We start from the raw sequence: 15,039 nt of genomic DNA on the forward strand, positions 1-15,039 counted from the left end.
CTCAGCCGCGCTCGGCGAGGAACCGCGCGAGGCCGATCGGGGCGCGTCCCGTCGCGCGCTCGACGGTCGGGCTGACCGCCGACATCTCGCCGGTCGCGATCGCCTGGTAGGAGGTCACCCACCCCTCGACCTCCCATTCCGGCGCGCCGTAGACGTCGCGCGAGGCGTAGGCGTCCTCGATGGTCTCGTCCACGTACCGCACGCCGAGCAGCCGCGCGGCGGTGGCCAGCGAGACCGCTTCGGGGCCCGTGATGTCGTATTTGCGCCCCCGGTGGACGTCGGGCGCGCGCAGCACCGACGCGGCGACCGCCGCGACGTCGTCCTGTGCGACGAACGCGCAGCGCCCCTGCCCGGCCGGGCCCTTGATGACGCCGTCGATCGGGAAGCCGACCAGTGCCTCGAGGTAGAGGCTCGGCCGCAGGAAGGTGAAGTCGAGCCCGGACGCCTTGATGTACTGCTCGGTGGCGTGGTGGTCGCGCGCGAACGTGAAGGTGGCGTCGGGTCCCGCCGCGAGGAACGACAGGTACACGAGGTGCCGCACGCCCGCCTCGCGCGCCGCGTCGACGGCGGTGCGGTGCTGGGCGACGCGGTCGGCCGCCTCCTTGGCCGAGACCAGGAACAGTGTGGTGACCCCCGCGAACGCCTCGGTGAGCGCCTTGGCGTCGGCGTAGTCGCACCCGCCGACGACCTCCGCGTCGGGCAGCTCGGGCGCGCGGGAGGCGTCCCTGACCAGCAGCCGCGTCGGCTCGCCCGCGTCGGCCAGCAGCCGGGCGGTCTTCCCGCCGACGTTGCCCGTCGCGCCCGTCACACCGATCATGACCTGACCAGCCTTTCGAAGAGATGGTCGAGCGTGCCGTCCGGATCGCCGGTCATGCCCGGATGGACCGGGCCCGGCTGGACGATGGTGCTGCGGGGGGCGGTGAGCCAGCGGAAGCGACGGCCGAGTGACTCGCCCGCGGCGTGCTCGTCGCCGGTGCAGTGCGCGCGGATGCCGTCGAGGGCGCGGCGCAGCTCGGCGAGCGGGACGGCAGGGGCGAACGCGGCGAGGCGCGCCTCGTCGAAGGTGAACCTGACGCCCAGGTAGTCATTCTTCTGACAGTAGACGACCACCCCGACGTTGAGGCATTCGCCCCGTTCCAGGTCGGGGATGAAACGCAGGACCGAGTACTCGTAAGGGTTCACGGCAGCCACGCTCTCGGGTCGGCGGCGCGGGCGAGGAGGTGACGGACGTAGGCGTCCCTGACGGCGTCGGCGTCGGCGAAGCCCGGCTCGCCGACGAGCCAGCGTTCGGGGACCTGGGCGACGACGTCGCGCAGCAGCTCCTCGGTGATCTTCGGCAGCAGCACGGCTTCGGCGCCCTTCACCTCGGACGCCCACGGCTTGAACACGTGGTCGTCCACGTCGTAGGGCCGTTTGACGAGCTTGTCCGCCGAGGCCCACGCGTGGTGGAAGTACAGGCTCGCGCCGTGGTCGATCAGCCAGACGTCGCCGTGCCACACCAGCATGTTGGGGTTGCGCCAGCTGCGGTCGACGTTGCCGATGAACGCGTCGAACCACAGGACGCGGCTGGCGAACGCGGCTTCGGGGGTCCACGCGAGGGGGTCGTAGCCGAGCGCCCCGGGCAGGAAGTCGACGCCGAGGTTCCAGCCGGGGGAGGCGTCCAGGAGGTCCTGGACCTCCTCGTCGGGCTCGTGCTTGGCCATCACCGGGTCGAACTCCAGGATGACGAGTTCGGGCACGTCGAAGCCGAGGCGGCGGGCGAGCTCCCCGGCGATGATCTCGGCGTTGAGCGCCTTGCGGCCCTGGCCCGCGCCGGTGAACTTCGCTACGTAGGTGCCGAGGTCGGCGGCCTCGACGAGCCCCGGCAGGGAGCCGCCCTCACGGAGCGGCAGGACGTACCTGGTGGCTTGGACTGTCGGCAACACCCGACAAGGCTACTGCGGTGCGCGCGGCCTCATGGCGCGTAGATCTGGTAGGCCAGGGTCACCCTGCCCTTGGCGTTGAACCGCAGGCCCCACTGCGGGTTCATCTTGGGCTTGTCCACGGCCTTGCGCAGGCCGGGCAGTCCCACCTTCCGCATGGCGACGCCGCCGGTCTTGGGGCTGTACAGCACGCAGATGGTGGCCTTCTTGGCGAACGCGACGGTGTGCTTGCCGCCGTAGGGCGCGTAGTAGCCGTCGTTGAACTCGTTCTTCTTGAGCTTGGCGTACCGGCCGGTCACCGAGCCGTAGGGGCGCTTCTTGGTGGCCTTGCCGACGCCGCCGGGCCGCACGTCGATGACCTTCTTGAACGACGGCATCTTGTCGGTGGAGCAGAGCCCCTTGCCGGCCGCGCTCGCGGGGGCCGCGAGCGGGGCCAGCAGCAGGACGGAGGACGCGACGACGGTGAGGATTTTCCGCATCTGATCCCAATCGTGAGGTATTTCTGGGGCGTTTGATGCGGAGCCGTCCCGAAGAGTTCGACGCCGTGACTCAGATCCGGTCGATGACCTCTTCGGCGAACCGCTCCATCGTCGCGATCTTCAACTCGACGCCGTCGCCGAACTTCTCCCGCTCCTCCGGCGTCGCCGTCCACCAGGGGGCGGCGAGCGTCGAGGTGACGCCCCGGTCACGCCATCTGCGGTAGAGGTCGGCCGACGGCATGGCCCCGATGGGCGCGACGACGTCGAAGCCGTCCAGGGAGCGGCCCTGCTCGGCGAGGAAGCCCTCCAGACGGACCAGCAGCGCTTCGAGATCGGGTTCCCGGTAGACCCGGTTGCCGATCCAGCCGTCGCCGATCCGCGCCGCCCTGCGCAGCGCGTGGTCGCTGTCCCCGCCGATGTAGACCGGGACCGGCGCGCGCGGCACCGGCGCGATCCGCAGCGGGCCGAAGTCGAAGAACTCGCCGTGGTGCTCCACCTCGCCCCCGCGCCACACCTCGCGCAGCGCGGGGACCATCTCGTCGAAGCGGCGGCCCCGCGTGTGGAAGTCCTGCCCGGTCTGCAGGAACTCGTCCTTGCACCAGCCGACGCCCGCGGCGAAACGCACCCGGTCGCCCGAGAGGTACGCCGCGGTCGAGACGGCCTTGGCGACGGTGAAGAAGTCGCGCGCGACCGGGATGTAGACGTTCGGCGCGAACCTGACCCGCTGGGTGACCGCCGACATCGCGCCGATCGTCACCCACACGTCGGGCCAGTGGGTCTCCGGCGCGTAAGGCGGCTCGCCCGTCTTGGAGTACGGGTAGTCCGCCTCGTAGTCGGCGTAGAAGATGTGGTCGGACAGGGTGACGGTGTCGTAGCCCAGGCGGTCGGCCGCCTGGGCGAGCGGCACGTACTCGTCGGCGTCGGCGAAGGACGCCCCGAGCCAGAAGCGCATCTGCGTTGCCTCGGTCTCTGCGGCGTCAGTCGGAGAACTCGGGGATGACGTGCTCGGCGAACATCTCCAGGTTCCGCTTGACGGTGTCGAGCGGCAGGACGCCCTGCTGGCCCTGCATGAACAGGCCGAACCACTCGAGGTCGGGCATCCGGTCGAGCATCCGCTGGATGCCGCGCTTGACGTCGTCGGGGGTGCCCAGGAGGGCCATCTCGACGTCGTTCATGCGCTTGAAGTCGCCCTTCTCGGCGCTGATCGGCTTGAACTTGTCGTCCTCCTTCTTGCGGAGGACCTCCAGGTAGCCGAACGGGCCGAAGAAGGAGGCGAAGTCCTTCTGCATGCCCTTGCCGAAGGTCTCGATGGCCTCTTCCTTGGTGTCGGCCATGCCGACGATCTTCAGGATGCCGGTGTGCTCGCCGAGCTTGTAGATCTTGCCGAGCTTGGCGCACTCGTCCTGGTAGAGCTTGGCCTTCTTGGCGTGCTCGTCGGGGTTCGGGGTGAACATCCAGGGCAGGATGCCCTCCTGCGCGGCGCGGATGACCGAGCGGTCCGAGACGGTGAACGGCTGCCAGAGCTCGGGGTGCGGGTACTGGTACGGCTTCGGGCAGACCGAGATGCCCTGGATGACGCCGTCGTCGTCGATCTCGCCGGGGGTGCCGAACTTCTTGGTCCAGTCCTGCGCGGGCCAGCCCTCGATGCCGGAGAACGGGCGCGGGACCTCGTAGTCCAGGACGTCGCTCTTGTAGCGGAGCAGGTCCTCCGACCAGGCGAGCTTCATGATCTTCAGCACCTCGCCGAAGACGTCGAAGTTGCGGTTGTCGGTGGCCGAGCCGTCCGAGCGGGCGGCGACGGCGTCCCAGCGCTGGCCGAGCACCTGCATCCAGCGGTTCTGGTAGCCGCGCGCGACGCCCAGGCGCAGCCGGCCCTTGGAGAAGTGGTCGAGCAGGGCGACGTCCTCGGCGGCGCGGATCGGGTCCCAGGCGGGGAGCACGATGCCCAGCGGGGCGAGCAGGATGCGTTCGGTGCGGGCGGCGAGGTCGGTGAGGAACATCAGCGGGTTCACCGAGAACTCGAAGCCCTCGGAGTGGAAGTGGTGCTCGGTCATCATGAGCGCGTGGAAGCCGACCTGGTCGGCCAGCACCGCGATCTCACGTACCTCGTTGAGGAGGTTCTGGTATGACTCCACGTCCCGGCCGATCGGGCGCTTGGCGACCGCGTTCTCCTCAGCGGCCCAGCCCGAGCCCGGGATCTGCGGGTTGAGGAAGATAGAGAACTTCACGGCGCATGCTCCTCGCGGTCGACGGCGTCCGAGTGGGATTCGGCTGTCGCAAGTCTGGCAAAGCCTGCTTGAACAAGCAAGCGCTTGGGCGACTGCATTCCCGGATGTGACCCGCCGCACACCCGTCGCCGGAGACGCCACGGCCCCCGCGCCGGAAGTGCCGGGCGGGGGCCGTGGGGGAGCTGTGCCGTGCTACCCGGCCGCGAGCGGGGTGACGGTGAAGGTCTGGGCGTCGACCACGGTCTTGCCGTTGTAGGTCGCGCTGATGGTGAAGGTGAGCGGACCGGTCAGGTTCTTGAAGCCGAAGTAGAACTTCACGTTCGGCTGCCCCGCCGGGATCAGTGCGATGCCCTTTGTCGCGCCCTGGGCGTCGAAGACCACGTTGCCCGGCTTGTTCGACGTCACCTCGACGGCCGCGCCACCGGCCGGGGCCGGACCGGTGAGGACCACGTCGGCCTCGACGGTGTCCTCGACGAAGGCCGCGTCCTTGTGGACGACGATGTCGTACAGTTCCGGCGCGGCGGCGGCCCCGGCCGTCAGGGTGAGGGTGCGGCTGAGGGTCACCCCGCCGTACGCCGCGCTGATCTTCACCTTCTGCTGCGCGGCGACCTTCTGGGTGCCGATGTTGAAGACCGCGGTGCGCTGGCCCGCGGGCACCGTCACCGCCACGTCGACCTCGGCGCGGAAGCTCGAGCTCTCCAGCCTGACGCCGACGCCCTTGGCGGGCGCGGGGGAGTTCAGCGTGACGGTGCCGGTGAGCGCGGTGCCGCCGGGGACCGTGGCCTGGCTGAGCGTCATGCCCTTGAGGAAGCGCTTCGGCGTCAGCTTGAGCTTCTTGACGGCCTTCTTGCCGTTGAGCGTCGCGGTGACGGCCACCGCGCGCTTCTTGGCGGTCGCCTTGGTCTTCGCGGTGAACGTGGCGGTCCGCTTGCCCGCCTTGACCTTCACCGACGCCGGGACCTTCACGAACGCGGGGTTCTTCGAGGCGAGCATCACCTTCGCGCCGCCGGCGGGCGCGGGCGCGGAGAGGCGTACCGTGCCCGTCGTCTTCTTGCCGCCGACCAGCGGGTTCACCGCGAACGTCACGGCGGCGGGCTTGGGCTTGGCGGCGCGCAGGTGCGCGGCGACGGCGACCGACTCGATGGTCTCCGCGCCTGCGCCGGTCGCGGCAGTGCCTATCGCGGCTGCGACGGATGTCCCGCCGGAAACGACGAGCGCTAGCGCCGCCGCGGCGCCGACGAGCGCCCTCTTGAGCTGACGGGACATCGACCGGGCCTCCATGATCTTCGGGAGCGAACGCAGCATGGTCGCGCTTTCCCGAGGTTCCTGTCAGCCCATCGGATAACCGGACGATAACGACATTCCGTACTTTTGGTGCGGCTAGCCGCGCGCGGCCGCCTTGCGCTCGCGGCGCGCAAGCCGGGTGAGCCAGGTGCGCAGCACGTGCAGGAACTCCCCGGGGCTCTCCTCGTGCAGCCGGTGGCCGTTGCCGGGGAAGACATGCGTCTCCGCGCCGAGCTTCGCGCGCTCCCACTCGGCCCGCTCGGGGTCGGCCCACAAGGTGAGCACCGGCTGGGTCCTGCGCGCGAGGTACGCCTCGGACTGCGGCCTGACCCCGAGCTGGCCCTCGGCGACGAACAGCGCGTGGAACACCTCGGCGAGCACGTGCGGGGCGGTGCCGAGCAGCTTGCGCTCGTGCCACGCCCTGATCGCGGGCGGCGTCGCGGGGGTGTAGAGGGTGGCGTCCATCGCCAGCGCGGTCTCGTGGGTCTTGGCGCGCAGGGCGTCGGCGTATCCGGGCATGAAGGCCGCGACGTCCTCGCCGAGCCCGTAGCCGGGGTCGATCGCGACGACCCCGCGCACCAGCGCCGGGTGCTCGACCGCGAGCACGCTCACCACCTGCCCGCCCAGGGAGTGCCCGACGGCCACACACCGCTCGACGCCCAGGTGGCTGAGCAGGGCCGCGAGGTCGGCGGCCATCTCGCGCGGCACGTTGCCCGCTTCCGGGACCGAGCTGTAGCCGTGGCCGCGCAGGTCGGGGGCGATGACGCGGAAGTCGCGGGCGAGGTCGGGCAGGTGCCACACCCAGTCGTGGGAGTCCGCGCCCATGCCGTGCACGAGCAGCAGGACCGCGGCGTCGCGCGGGCCGTCGTCGGTGTAGAAGAGGCGGACGTCGCGGACTTCGGCGAACGGCATGTGCGGCTCCTTGAGCAAGCAATTGCTTGGTAGAGTAGCGGATATGCGCCTCGGCATCACGATGTTCGCCACAGATCAGACCATGCCGCCCCACACCTTGGCCATCGCCGCCGAAGAACGCGGCTTCTCTTCGCTGTACCTCCCGGAACACACCCATATCCCCACTTCGCGGCGGACCCCTTCGGCCGCGACCCTGGAGACGTCGGGGGTGGGGGCCTCAGGGTTCCTGCGCGGCGACTCAGGCGACGAGACGCTCTCGGAGTCCTACGCCCGCACGCTCGACCCGTTCGTGTCGCTGGCGATGGCCGCGTCCGTCACCTCGACGCTGACGCTCGGCACCGGCGTCGCGCTGCTCGCCCAGCGCGAGCCGATCGTGACGGCCAAGGCGGTGGCGAGCCTCCAGCACCTGTCCGGAGGCAGGGTCGTGCTCGGCGTCGGGTACGGCTGGAACGTCGAGGAGGCCGAGGACCACGGCGTCGTGTGGGGCGAGCGGCGCGCGCTCGTCGCGGAGCGGCTGCGGGTGATGCGCGCGCTGTGGCGCGACGAGGTGGCCGCTTACAAGGGCGAGTTCGAGGTGCTCAGCCCGAGCTGGGCCTGGCCGAAGGCCGACGTGCCCGTGCTGTTCGGCGGGGGCGGCGGGCCGAAGCTGTTCGCCGCGATCGCCGAGCTCGGCGACGGGTGGATGCCGATCGGCGGCGCGGGCGTCGCCGAGGCGCTGCCCAAGCTCAGCGCGGCCTTCGAGGCCGCCGGACGCGACCCGGCGACGGCGTCGGTCATCCCGTTCGGGACGCTGCCGACGCCGGGCAAGCTCGAGCACTTCGCCGCCCTGGGCGTCACCGAGACCGTCCTTCGGGTGACGTCGGGGACGCGCGACGCCGTGCTGCGCGAGCTCGACGCGCACGCCAGGTTCCTCTAGGCCGTCTGCTCCGGCATGAGGTGCCGTGGCGTGACGAACATCGCCGTCGCCTCGATGGTGACCTTGCCGTCGGGGCCGGTGATCGTGCCCTCCGCCCAGCTCTTGCGGCCCTCGCGCCGGGTGATCTCGGCGCGCAGGGTCAGCGGGACGCGCAGCGGCGTCGGCCTGCGGTAGCGCAGCTCAAGGGTCGCGGTGAAGCCGGGCACACCGGACAGACCGGCCGTCATGCCGAGCACCTGGTCGAAGATCGCCGCGCTGACGCCGCCGTGCACCAGCCCGGGAGGGCCCTCGTAGACGTCGTCAAGGGTGAAGACCGAGCGGACCGTCCCGTCCGGCAGCGCCTCGAACGGGACGGGCGGCGCGACGGGGTTCAGCACCCCGCTGACGGGGTTGCCGAGCTGCATCGACATCCCGCTCGCGGGCAGGCCGTCGAGCGGGGTGTCGGCCATCGGCGGCGCGGGCAGCCGTGTGGCGTTCAGCCGCGCGGTGAGCGCCCGCACCTGCTCGGCGACCGCCGCGACCTCGTCGTCGGGGACGTCGGTGAGCACGACGGCGTCGATGAGGGCGCGCACGTCCTCGGCGAGGCGCGCGCGCTCGGCGACCCGCGCCTCGCCGAGGAACGACCGGTCCTTGGGGTTGACGGTCGGGGGAAGGGCGGTCGTCATGGGTCACTCCTGCACTGGGAATCCTAGAATCGCATTCTAGACAGTCCCTCGGTCAGCCCAGGTACGCGGCCCGCACCGTGGGGTCCTCCCGCACGTCGGCGGGGTCACCCTCGGCGATGACCTTGCCCAGGTCGAGCACCACGATCCGCTCACAGGTGTCCATGACGAAACCGACGTCGTGCTCGACCAGCAGGACCGTCGCCTCCACCGACGCCAGCACCTCGGCGAACACCGCGACCTGCGCGGGGTCGAGGCCCGACGTGGGCTCGTCGAGGAGCAGGATCTTGGGGGAGTCGACCAGCGCGCGGGCGAGTTCCACAAGGCGTCGGCGGCCGATCGGCAGTTCGGCCGCGTAGAGCCCGGCGAGGTCGGCGATGCCGCAGCGCTCGAGCGCGTGCTCGGCGCGCTCGCGGCGGGCCAGCTCGCGGGCGCGGCGCGACGGCAGCGCCAGCAGGTCGGCGGCCAGGCCGCCGCCACCGCCGTGCCATTCGAGCGCGGTGAGCACGTTCTCCAGCACGGTGAGGCGGCCGAACACCTGCGGGCGCTGGAACGTGCGGGCCATGCCCTCGCGCGCCCGCCGCACCGCGCCGCGCGCGGTCACGTCCACGCCGTCCACCCTGACGTGCCCGGAATCCGGCCTGCGCAGCCCGGTGACGACGTCGAAGAGCGTCGTCTTGCCCGCGCCGTTGGGGCCGATCACCCCGCAGACCTGCCCTCGCGCGACGGCGAAGGACACGCCCTCAAGCGCGCGCACGCCGCCGAAGCCGACGCCGATCCCCTCAAGTTCCAGGCTCACGCGCTTCCCTCCTCGCTCGCGGCGGGCCTTCCGCCCAGATAGGCGGCGGTCAGCAGATCCTCGACGTCGACCTCGTCACGCGGGCCGAGACAGGTCAGAGTGCCGCGCCGCATGTAGGCGACGACGTCGGCGAGCTCAAGCGCCTCGTGCGCCTTCTCCTCGACCACCAGCAGCGCGACGCCGCGTTCGCGCAGCTCGCCGAACAGGTCGAACACCTGCCTGACGACCAGCGGGGCGAGGCCGAGCGACGGCTCGTCGGCGATGAGCACCTTCGGCGGCCTGACCAGCGCGGGGGCGAGCGCGAGAATCTGCTGTTCGCCGCCGGATAGGGAGCCCGCCGGGAGGTCCTTGCGCTCGGCGAGTCGGGGGAACCGCTCGTAAGCCTTCGCCCTGTCGGACGCCGTAGGCAGCCAGAGCGTCAGGTTCTCTTCTACGGTCAGGCCGGGGAAGACCCCTCGGCCCTCGGGAGCCAGGTACATGCCTTCACGTGCGCGCTTGTCGGCCGATAGGGCGGTGACGTCTACGCCGCCGAGGAGGACACGTCCTGCCGTCGGCGTCACTTCGCCGACGGCGACCGCGCAAGCCGTCGACTTGCCTGCGCCGTTCGCGCCGAGCAGCGCCAGCACCTCGCCGGGGCGCACGGCGAGGTCGACGCCGCGCAGCACCGTCGTGTCGCCGTATCCGGCGACGATCCCTTCCAGGACGAGGGCGGCGTCGTCGGGGGCGGGCACGGGTTCCGTCGCCTGGGCCTCGCGCGCCTCGTCGGCCTTGGCCCCCTTCCGTCTGCGCCGGTAGCGCTGCTCGGCGAACTGGGCGAGGACGCCGTCGGGGTGCTTGGCGAGGATCACGCCGCCGAGGCCGAACAGGATCGCCTCGACGTGCGCGGAGTCGGTGACGTACGACAGGATCTCGTGCGAGACCCCGACGATCAGGCCGCCGACGACCGCGCCGCCGATCCGCCGGACGCCCTGCAGCACCACGACCGCGAGCCAGAAGAACCCGAGGTTCACGCGCAGGTCGCTGGCGTAGATCTGGCCCGCGAACGTCGCGAACAGCACACCGCCCAGGCCCGCGATGCCCGACGCGACGGCGAACAGCGTCAGCTTGGTCCGGATCGCCGAGACCCCCGCCGTCTGGGCGGCGGTCGGCGCTGACCTGACGGCGAGGATCGCGCGTCCGGAGGGGGAGCGTTCCAGGTTGCGGATCAGCAGCGCGACCACCGCGATCACCGCGAGCAGCAGCACGATCCGCGTGCGCGGGTCGGTGGTGTCGGTCGGGCCGAGCACGATCGCGGGGAACTTCCAGCCGAGGGTGCCGTTGCTGAACGCGTCGATCTGGAACAGGACCTGGTCGGCGAGCAGGCCGAGCGCGAGCGTCGCGAGGGCGAGGACCTTTCCGCCGAGGCGCAGCGCGGGCAGCGCGACGATCAGGCCCGCCGCGACCGCCGCGAGCACGCCGAGCACGACCGCGAGCCCGAACGGCATCCCGTGCCCGACGACGAGCCCGGCCGTCAGCGCGGCGAGCGCGGCGAAGGACGCCTGCGCGAGGTTGACCATGCCGCCGACGCCCGTCACCACGACGAACGAGCAGAAGATCAGCGAGAACACCAGGCCGGTCGCGACAAGCCCGGCCCAGTAGTCGCCCGCGAAGAACAGCGCCCACCCCAGCCCGACCGTCCCGCCGACCGCCCACGGCAGCACCCGCCGCCAGCGCGGCAGGTCAGCGAGGTAGTCGGGCGGCGGCGTGTCCTCCGCGACGGTGCCCGCGACCCGCGCGCGGGAGCGGTTCAGGACCACGAGCCCGACGAGCAGGAGCAGCGCGGGGACGCCGGTGGCAAGGCCCGTCACCTGCTCGGTGAGCGAGCCGCCGTAACCGGCGACGAGGTTCTGCACGACGCCGAGCGCGAGGCCCGCCGCGAACGTCCAGGGGATCGAGCGCAGGCGGCCGAACACCGACGCGGTCGCCGCGGTGAACATCAGCACGGTGAACGCGCTCTGGTCGAGGCCGAGCGCGGGCACCGCGAGCACGCCCGCGAGCGCGGCGAGCGCCGACGACAGCATCCACGCCTGGGCGGACGCGGCGTCGGCGTCGACCCCGCGCCATGTCGCGAGGGACCGCTGGTCGACCGTCGCGCGCATCCGCAGGCCGAGCGTGGTGTGCCGCATGACGAGCCACAGCACGGCGGCGGCCGCCGCGGCGAGGCCGAAGACGACGAGCTGGTCGGAGTCCAGGCGCACCCCGTCGAGCGGTTCGAACGAGGCGGGCGGCTGCGGTCCGAGACCGCGCGCCGACGCGCCCTCCGTCACCGAGGGCAGGCCGAACACCTCGACGAGCCACAGCCCGAGCGCGGGCAGCGCGATCAGCAGGCCGATCGTCGCGACGATCGCCTGCGTCTCCCCGGCCTTGGCGAGGCCGCGGAACATCAGCCGGTGCAGCGTGTAGCCGAGCAGCGGCGCGAACACCCCGACGGTCAGCACGACGGCCGGCCAGGCGGGCCAGCCCGCGCCGGAGGTGAGTTCGAAGTACAGCAGCGCGGCGACGAACCCCACCGCGCCGTGGGCGAAGTTGAACACGCCGGTGGCGGCGTACGACAGCGTCAGTCCGGAACCGAGCAGGGCGAAGATCGCGCCGGTCACGAGTCCGCTGAGTACAAGTCCGGTGAATTCGGTCAAGACGGCTCCCGGGGAACGGGCGCCGCCCGGCCGTGGCCGGACGACGCCCAGGGCATCACTTCAGCGGGGTGTTCTCGGTGCACTTGAGGTGCTGCGCGACCTCGAAGGCGTCGCCGTTCAGCCGGACGAGCGCGCCACAGCCGTTGGGCTCCTTCTTGTCCTTGGGGTACTCGATCCGCCCGAAACCGGGGTTCTCGTGGACGAAGGTCGCGGCCGCCGCGAGGAACGACTCACGCGTCAGGTCCTTGCCGGCCTTCTCGGCGATGGCCAGGAACACCTCGGCGGCCCAGTAGCCGACCGCCATGTGCTGGGTGAACTCGGGCGTCGCGCCGCCGGACGCCTTGGTGATGTCGTCGCGCATCTTGACGACCTCGGGCAGATCCGACTCGAACGGCTCGAACTGCGGCGACGACAGCACGCCGTTCAGACCGGCCTTGAGCGCCGGGTCCTTGAGCACGACGGGGTCGTAGCTCGTCGCGTCGCTGATCGCGCCCTTGTACCCGGCCTTGCGCAGCGCGCCGAACAGCCCGGCGTTGAGCTTGGCCCCGGCCATGATGGACACGACGACGTCGGGCGCGCCGCCCTCGGCGTTCATGATCTTGTTGACGTAGGGCAGCCAGTCCTGCGGCGGCGCGGTCGCCGGGATCGCGGCGGAGGTGCCCGCGATCTTGAACCCGGCGGCGGTGAACGACTGGCTGATCGTGCCGACGCCAGTCTTGGAGGCGGTGGAGTCGGTGCCCTGGATCCATGCGGTCTTGCCGTCGGAGCCGCCGAGCTCGGCCGCGACCTGCTCGCCCCACCACGTCTGCGTGCCCGCGCCGGGGGAGGGCGCGAGGCAGCCGTTGTAGCCGAACGCGGTCGTCAGGCCGCACCACTGCGGACCCGTCGCCCAGCCGAACCACGGGACGCCCTGCTGTTCCAGGAAGCTGCCGCCGCCGAACGACGGCGAGCTGACCGGGACGAGCGCGAAGACGCCGTCCTTCTGGACGAGCTTCTGGGCGGCGGTCGCGCCCTTGGCCGGGTCCATGCCGTCGTCCTCGGCCCCGACGAACTCGATCTTGCGGCCGTGCACGCCGCCTTCGGCGTTGGCGCGGTCGAACCTCGCCTTCGCGCCGATCTCGGCTGCGCCGGTGGAGTATCCGGTGGCGCTGGTCTTGGCCAGGATGCCGCCGATCTTGATGGTGGAGTCGGTGACGCCGGCGGCCCCGTCGCCCGAGCCCGTCTTGTCCGTTGTCGTGCAGGCGGTGAGGAGGCTCGCGGTGAGGGCCACGGTGACCGCGGCCCGGGTTTTCATGCGCATATGGGGTGGACTCCCGTACGGAGTTCGCGCTAACTGACCTAGCGCTCGCTTGATCCGGAGGGTACGCGCGGGTCTCGTACCAAGCAAGTGCTTGGTGTTACGGTGCTCGGTATGACGACTATGCGCGCGGCCGTGCTCCGAGAGTTCGGCGCCCCCTTGGAGATCCTTTCGGTTGACGTGCAGGAGCCCAGGTCCGGCGAGGTCCTGGTGAAGATCGCCGCATCCGGAATCTGTGGGTCTGACCTGAAGACGCTGGACGGCAAGAGCCCCGTCGTCAGGAAACTTCCCGTCATTCCCGGACATGAGAGCGCGGGGGTCGTCGCGGCAGTAGGGCCCGGCGTTACGGGGGTGAAGGAGGGCGACCACGTCATCGTGGCGATGAACGGGCCGTGCGGGCGGTGCCGCAACTGCACGCGGGGGCGGGTCCACCTGTGCTCGGGCAAGGCGCGGATGGCGGCGATCATGGGGATGATGCCGGACGGGTCGACCCGGCTTTCGCTTGACGGCGAGGCCGTCACGCCCTACATCGGGATCGGGTCGTTCGCCGAGTACGCCGTCGTCGCCGAGCCGATGTGCGTCAGGGTCGCCAAGGACGTGCCGCTCGACCTGCTGTCGCTGACCGCCTGCGGCGTCGTCACCGGGGTCGGGGCGGTGCTCAACACCGCGCGGGTCGAGCCCGGGTCGTCGGTGCTGGTCGTCGGGGCGGGCGGGGTCGGCCTCAACGTCATCCAGGGCGCGGTCCTCGCGGGCGCGACGACCGTCATCGCGGCCGACGTGGTGCCCGCCAAGCTCGACCTCGCCAAGGAGTTCGGCGCGACCCACACGCTGCTGTCGGAGGACCTGCCCAAGCAGGTCGGCGAGATCGTCAGGGGCGGGGTCGACTACGCCTTCGACGTCACCGGCAACCCCAACGCCCTCACCTCGGCGTTCACCGCCACCCAGCCGGGCGGCACCACCGTCATGGTCGGCAGCCCTTCCGCCCCCACCCTCGACGTCCCCACCTCGGCGCTGTTCTCCTCACGCCGCCTCATGGGCACCCAGGGCGGCGACGCCAACCCCGCCCGCGACCTCCCCCTCCTGGTCGACCTCTACCGCCAAAACCGCCTCAACCTCGACTCCCTGGCCACCGAACGCGTCTCCCTCACCGACGTCAACGCCGCCATCACCCGAGTCCGCTCCGGCCAAGTAGCCCGCTCCATAATCACCTTCTAACCCCCTTTGGGCGGCGGCCCCACCGCCGCCCAAACGGGGTCCCGCCCGCGCTCAGTCCACGAAAAGCTGCTCAACGTGCGCGATGGTCGCGGCCCGCACCAGCCACCGGTCGAGCTCTTCAAGGTCGGTGCTGGCGAGGATGCGCTCCCGCGCGGGCTGGGTGACCAGGATGCTCCGCGCTGCGAGGACCGTGATGATGGCCTTGGCGGTGTTCTCGGCGCGGATGGAGTCGGTCCAGGGGCTGCTGTAGCTGAAGGGCATTTGCTGCATGAGGCTCTCCAGGTAGGTGCGGGCGGGGTCGGCGAGCGATCCGGCGATGAAGTTATGGTATCGCGCGGCTTTGTCGAGGTCGGGAAGAGTGCTCAGGGCCTCCACAACAGTTCTGAGAAGGGGTCGGTGGGCGGGGTCATCGCCGTGGGTGATGGCAGACAGGACAGCAAGGGGAATATTCGCTTTCGCGGCTTCTACGCTGGTAATCGGGTTTGCGGAAAAAGACAGGAAAAGTGAGCGGGCTTCGGTGTTGGGAATTGCTGGGATTTGTCTGCTATTCCGGTTGGATGGTAAAATGCGGGTGTTGTTGAGTTTTGGGGGGTTGGTGGGGGGTAGGGCGGCGTCGATCGGGTAGGGCGTTCAGGGATGGGGGAAATCGTAGG

General features: G+C 71.0%; 15 protein-coding genes. 2 read left to right on the plus strand and 13 right to left on the minus strand.

The genetic code is table 11. The features are described 5' to 3' along the window. Position 1: 1 nt before the first annotated feature. From R9X44_RS26375 to R9X44_RS26410, 8 genes are all read right to left on the minus strand, one after another. Positions 2-817 (minus strand): SDR family oxidoreductase, encoded by an 816-nt coding sequence (locus tag R9X44_RS26375; protein WP_319816978.1) that lies wholly within the window; start codon positions 815-817, stop codon positions 2-4. Beyond that, on the minus strand, positions 814-1,182 hold the full coding sequence (locus R9X44_RS26380) for a DUF3037 domain-containing protein (protein WP_319816979.1): 369 nt from the start codon (positions 1,180-1,182) through the stop codon (positions 814-816). The genes R9X44_RS26375 and R9X44_RS26380 overlap by 4 nt, the downstream gene beginning before the upstream one ends. Beyond that, positions 1,179-1,925, minus strand: coding sequence for a HipA family kinase (locus tag R9X44_RS26385; RefSeq protein ID WP_319816980.1), 747 nt, complete (start codon positions 1,923-1,925; stop codon positions 1,179-1,181). Before R9X44_RS26385 ends, R9X44_RS26380 begins: the two co-directional genes overlap by 4 nt. Before the next feature lie 29 nt (positions 1,926-1,954). Beyond that, positions 1,955-2,401 (minus strand): hypothetical protein, encoded by a 447-nt coding sequence (locus R9X44_RS26390; RefSeq protein ID WP_319816981.1) that lies wholly within the window; start codon positions 2,399-2,401, stop codon positions 1,955-1,957. Between the two features lie 70 nt (positions 2,402-2,471). Further along, positions 2,472-3,353 (minus strand): TIGR03619 family F420-dependent LLM class oxidoreductase, encoded by an 882-nt coding sequence (locus tag R9X44_RS26395; protein WP_319816982.1) that lies wholly within the window; start codon positions 3,351-3,353, stop codon positions 2,472-2,474. Positions 3,354-3,378: 25 nt separating this feature from the next. Then, a complete protein-coding gene (locus tag R9X44_RS26400) occupies positions 3,379-4,629 on the minus strand; it encodes an LLM class flavin-dependent oxidoreductase (RefSeq protein ID WP_319816983.1) in 1,251 nt (416 codons plus the stop codon). 192 nt (positions 4,630-4,821) lie between these two features. Continuing rightward, positions 4,822-5,934 (minus strand): hypothetical protein, encoded by a 1,113-nt coding sequence (locus R9X44_RS26405; RefSeq protein ID WP_319816984.1) that lies wholly within the window; start codon positions 5,932-5,934, stop codon positions 4,822-4,824. A 75-nt stretch (positions 5,935-6,009) separates the two neighbouring features. After that, positions 6,010-6,825 carry an alpha/beta fold hydrolase gene (locus tag R9X44_RS26410; RefSeq protein WP_319816985.1) on the minus strand — a complete coding sequence of 272 codons (816 nt, stop codon included), beginning with the start codon at positions 6,823-6,825 and terminating at the stop codon, positions 6,010-6,012. 43 nt (positions 6,826-6,868) lie between these two features. Between R9X44_RS26410 and R9X44_RS26415 the strand changes: the two genes are divergently transcribed. Continuing rightward, positions 6,869-7,741 (plus strand): TIGR03619 family F420-dependent LLM class oxidoreductase, encoded by an 873-nt coding sequence (locus R9X44_RS26415; protein WP_319816986.1) that lies wholly within the window; start codon positions 6,869-6,871, stop codon positions 7,739-7,741. On the opposite strand, the gene R9X44_RS26420 is transcribed toward R9X44_RS26415, so the two are convergent. From R9X44_RS26420 to R9X44_RS26435, 4 genes are read right to left on the minus strand one after another with little or no spacing between them, the layout of a single operon-like run. Beyond that, positions 7,738-8,406 carry a PaaI family thioesterase gene (locus R9X44_RS26420; protein ID WP_319816987.1) on the minus strand — a complete coding sequence of 223 codons (669 nt, stop codon included), beginning with the start codon at positions 8,404-8,406 and terminating at the stop codon, positions 7,738-7,740. The genes R9X44_RS26415 and R9X44_RS26420 overlap by 4 nt on opposite strands. A 52-nt stretch (positions 8,407-8,458) precedes the next feature. Next, the gene (locus R9X44_RS26425) at positions 8,459-9,202 is read right to left on the minus strand and encodes an ABC transporter ATP-binding protein (protein WP_319816988.1); all 744 of its coding nucleotides are present in this window, start codon (positions 9,200-9,202) and stop codon (positions 8,459-8,461) included. Then, on the minus strand, positions 9,199-11,874 hold the full coding sequence (locus R9X44_RS26430; RefSeq protein WP_319816989.1) for an ABC transporter permease subunit: 2,676 nt from the start codon (positions 11,872-11,874) through the stop codon (positions 9,199-9,201). The genes R9X44_RS26425 and R9X44_RS26430 overlap by 4 nt, the downstream gene beginning before the upstream one ends. 55 nt (positions 11,875-11,929) lie before the next feature. Beyond that, positions 11,930-13,168 carry an ABC transporter substrate-binding protein gene (locus tag R9X44_RS26435; RefSeq protein WP_319816990.1) on the minus strand — a complete coding sequence of 413 codons (1,239 nt, stop codon included), beginning with the start codon at positions 13,166-13,168 and terminating at the stop codon, positions 11,930-11,932. 117 nt (positions 13,169-13,285) lie between these two features. On the opposite strand from R9X44_RS26435, the gene R9X44_RS26440 reads away from it, so the two are divergent. Beyond that, positions 13,286-14,386 (plus strand): alcohol dehydrogenase catalytic domain-containing protein, encoded by a 1,101-nt coding sequence (locus tag R9X44_RS26440; protein ID WP_319816991.1) that lies wholly within the window; start codon positions 13,286-13,288, stop codon positions 14,384-14,386. Between the two features lie 51 nt (positions 14,387-14,437). Here R9X44_RS26440 and R9X44_RS26445 read toward each other — a convergent pair whose 3' ends face one another. Next, positions 14,438-14,761 carry a hypothetical protein gene (locus R9X44_RS26445; protein WP_319816992.1) on the minus strand — a complete coding sequence of 108 codons (324 nt, stop codon included), beginning with the start codon at positions 14,759-14,761 and terminating at the stop codon, positions 14,438-14,440. Between the last annotated feature and the right edge of the window lie 278 nt (positions 14,762-15,039).

The organism is Actinocorallia sp. A-T 12471, from assembly GCF_033875155.1.
Lineage (GTDB): Bacteria > Actinomycetota > Actinomycetes > Streptosporangiales > Streptosporangiaceae > Actinocorallia.

Bases quoted from the DNA above. Each gene is read 5' to 3' on its own strand.
- R9X44_RS26375 (WP_319816978.1), bottom strand. From the start codon at position 817: ATGATCGGTGTGACGGGCGCGACGGGCAACGTCGGCGGGAAGACCGCC.
- R9X44_RS26390 (WP_319816981.1), bottom strand. From the start codon at position 2,401: ATGCGGAAAATCCTCACCGTCGTCGCGTCCTCCGTCCTGCTGCTGGCC.
- R9X44_RS26395 (WP_319816982.1), bottom strand. From the start codon at position 3,353: ATGCGCTTCTGGCTCGGGGCGTCCTTCGCCGACGCCGACGAGTACGTG.
- R9X44_RS26405 (WP_319816984.1), bottom strand. From the start codon at position 5,934: ATGCTGCGTTCGCTCCCGAAGATCATGGAGGCCCGGTCGATGTCCCGT.
- R9X44_RS26410 (WP_319816985.1), bottom strand. From the start codon at position 6,825: ATGCCGTTCGCCGAAGTCCGCGACGTCCGCCTCTTCTACACCGACGAC.
- R9X44_RS26415 (WP_319816986.1), top strand. From the start codon at position 6,869: ATGCGCCTCGGCATCACGATGTTCGCCACAGATCAGACCATGCCGCCC.
- R9X44_RS26420 (WP_319816987.1), bottom strand. From the start codon at position 8,406: ATGACGACCGCCCTTCCCCCGACCGTCAACCCCAAGGACCGGTCGTTC.
- R9X44_RS26435 (WP_319816990.1), bottom strand. From the start codon at position 13,168: ATGAAAACCCGGGCCGCGGTCACCGTGGCCCTCACCGCGAGCCTCCTC.
- R9X44_RS26440 (WP_319816991.1), top strand. From the start codon at position 13,286: ATGACGACTATGCGCGCGGCCGTGCTCCGAGAGTTCGGCGCCCCCTTG.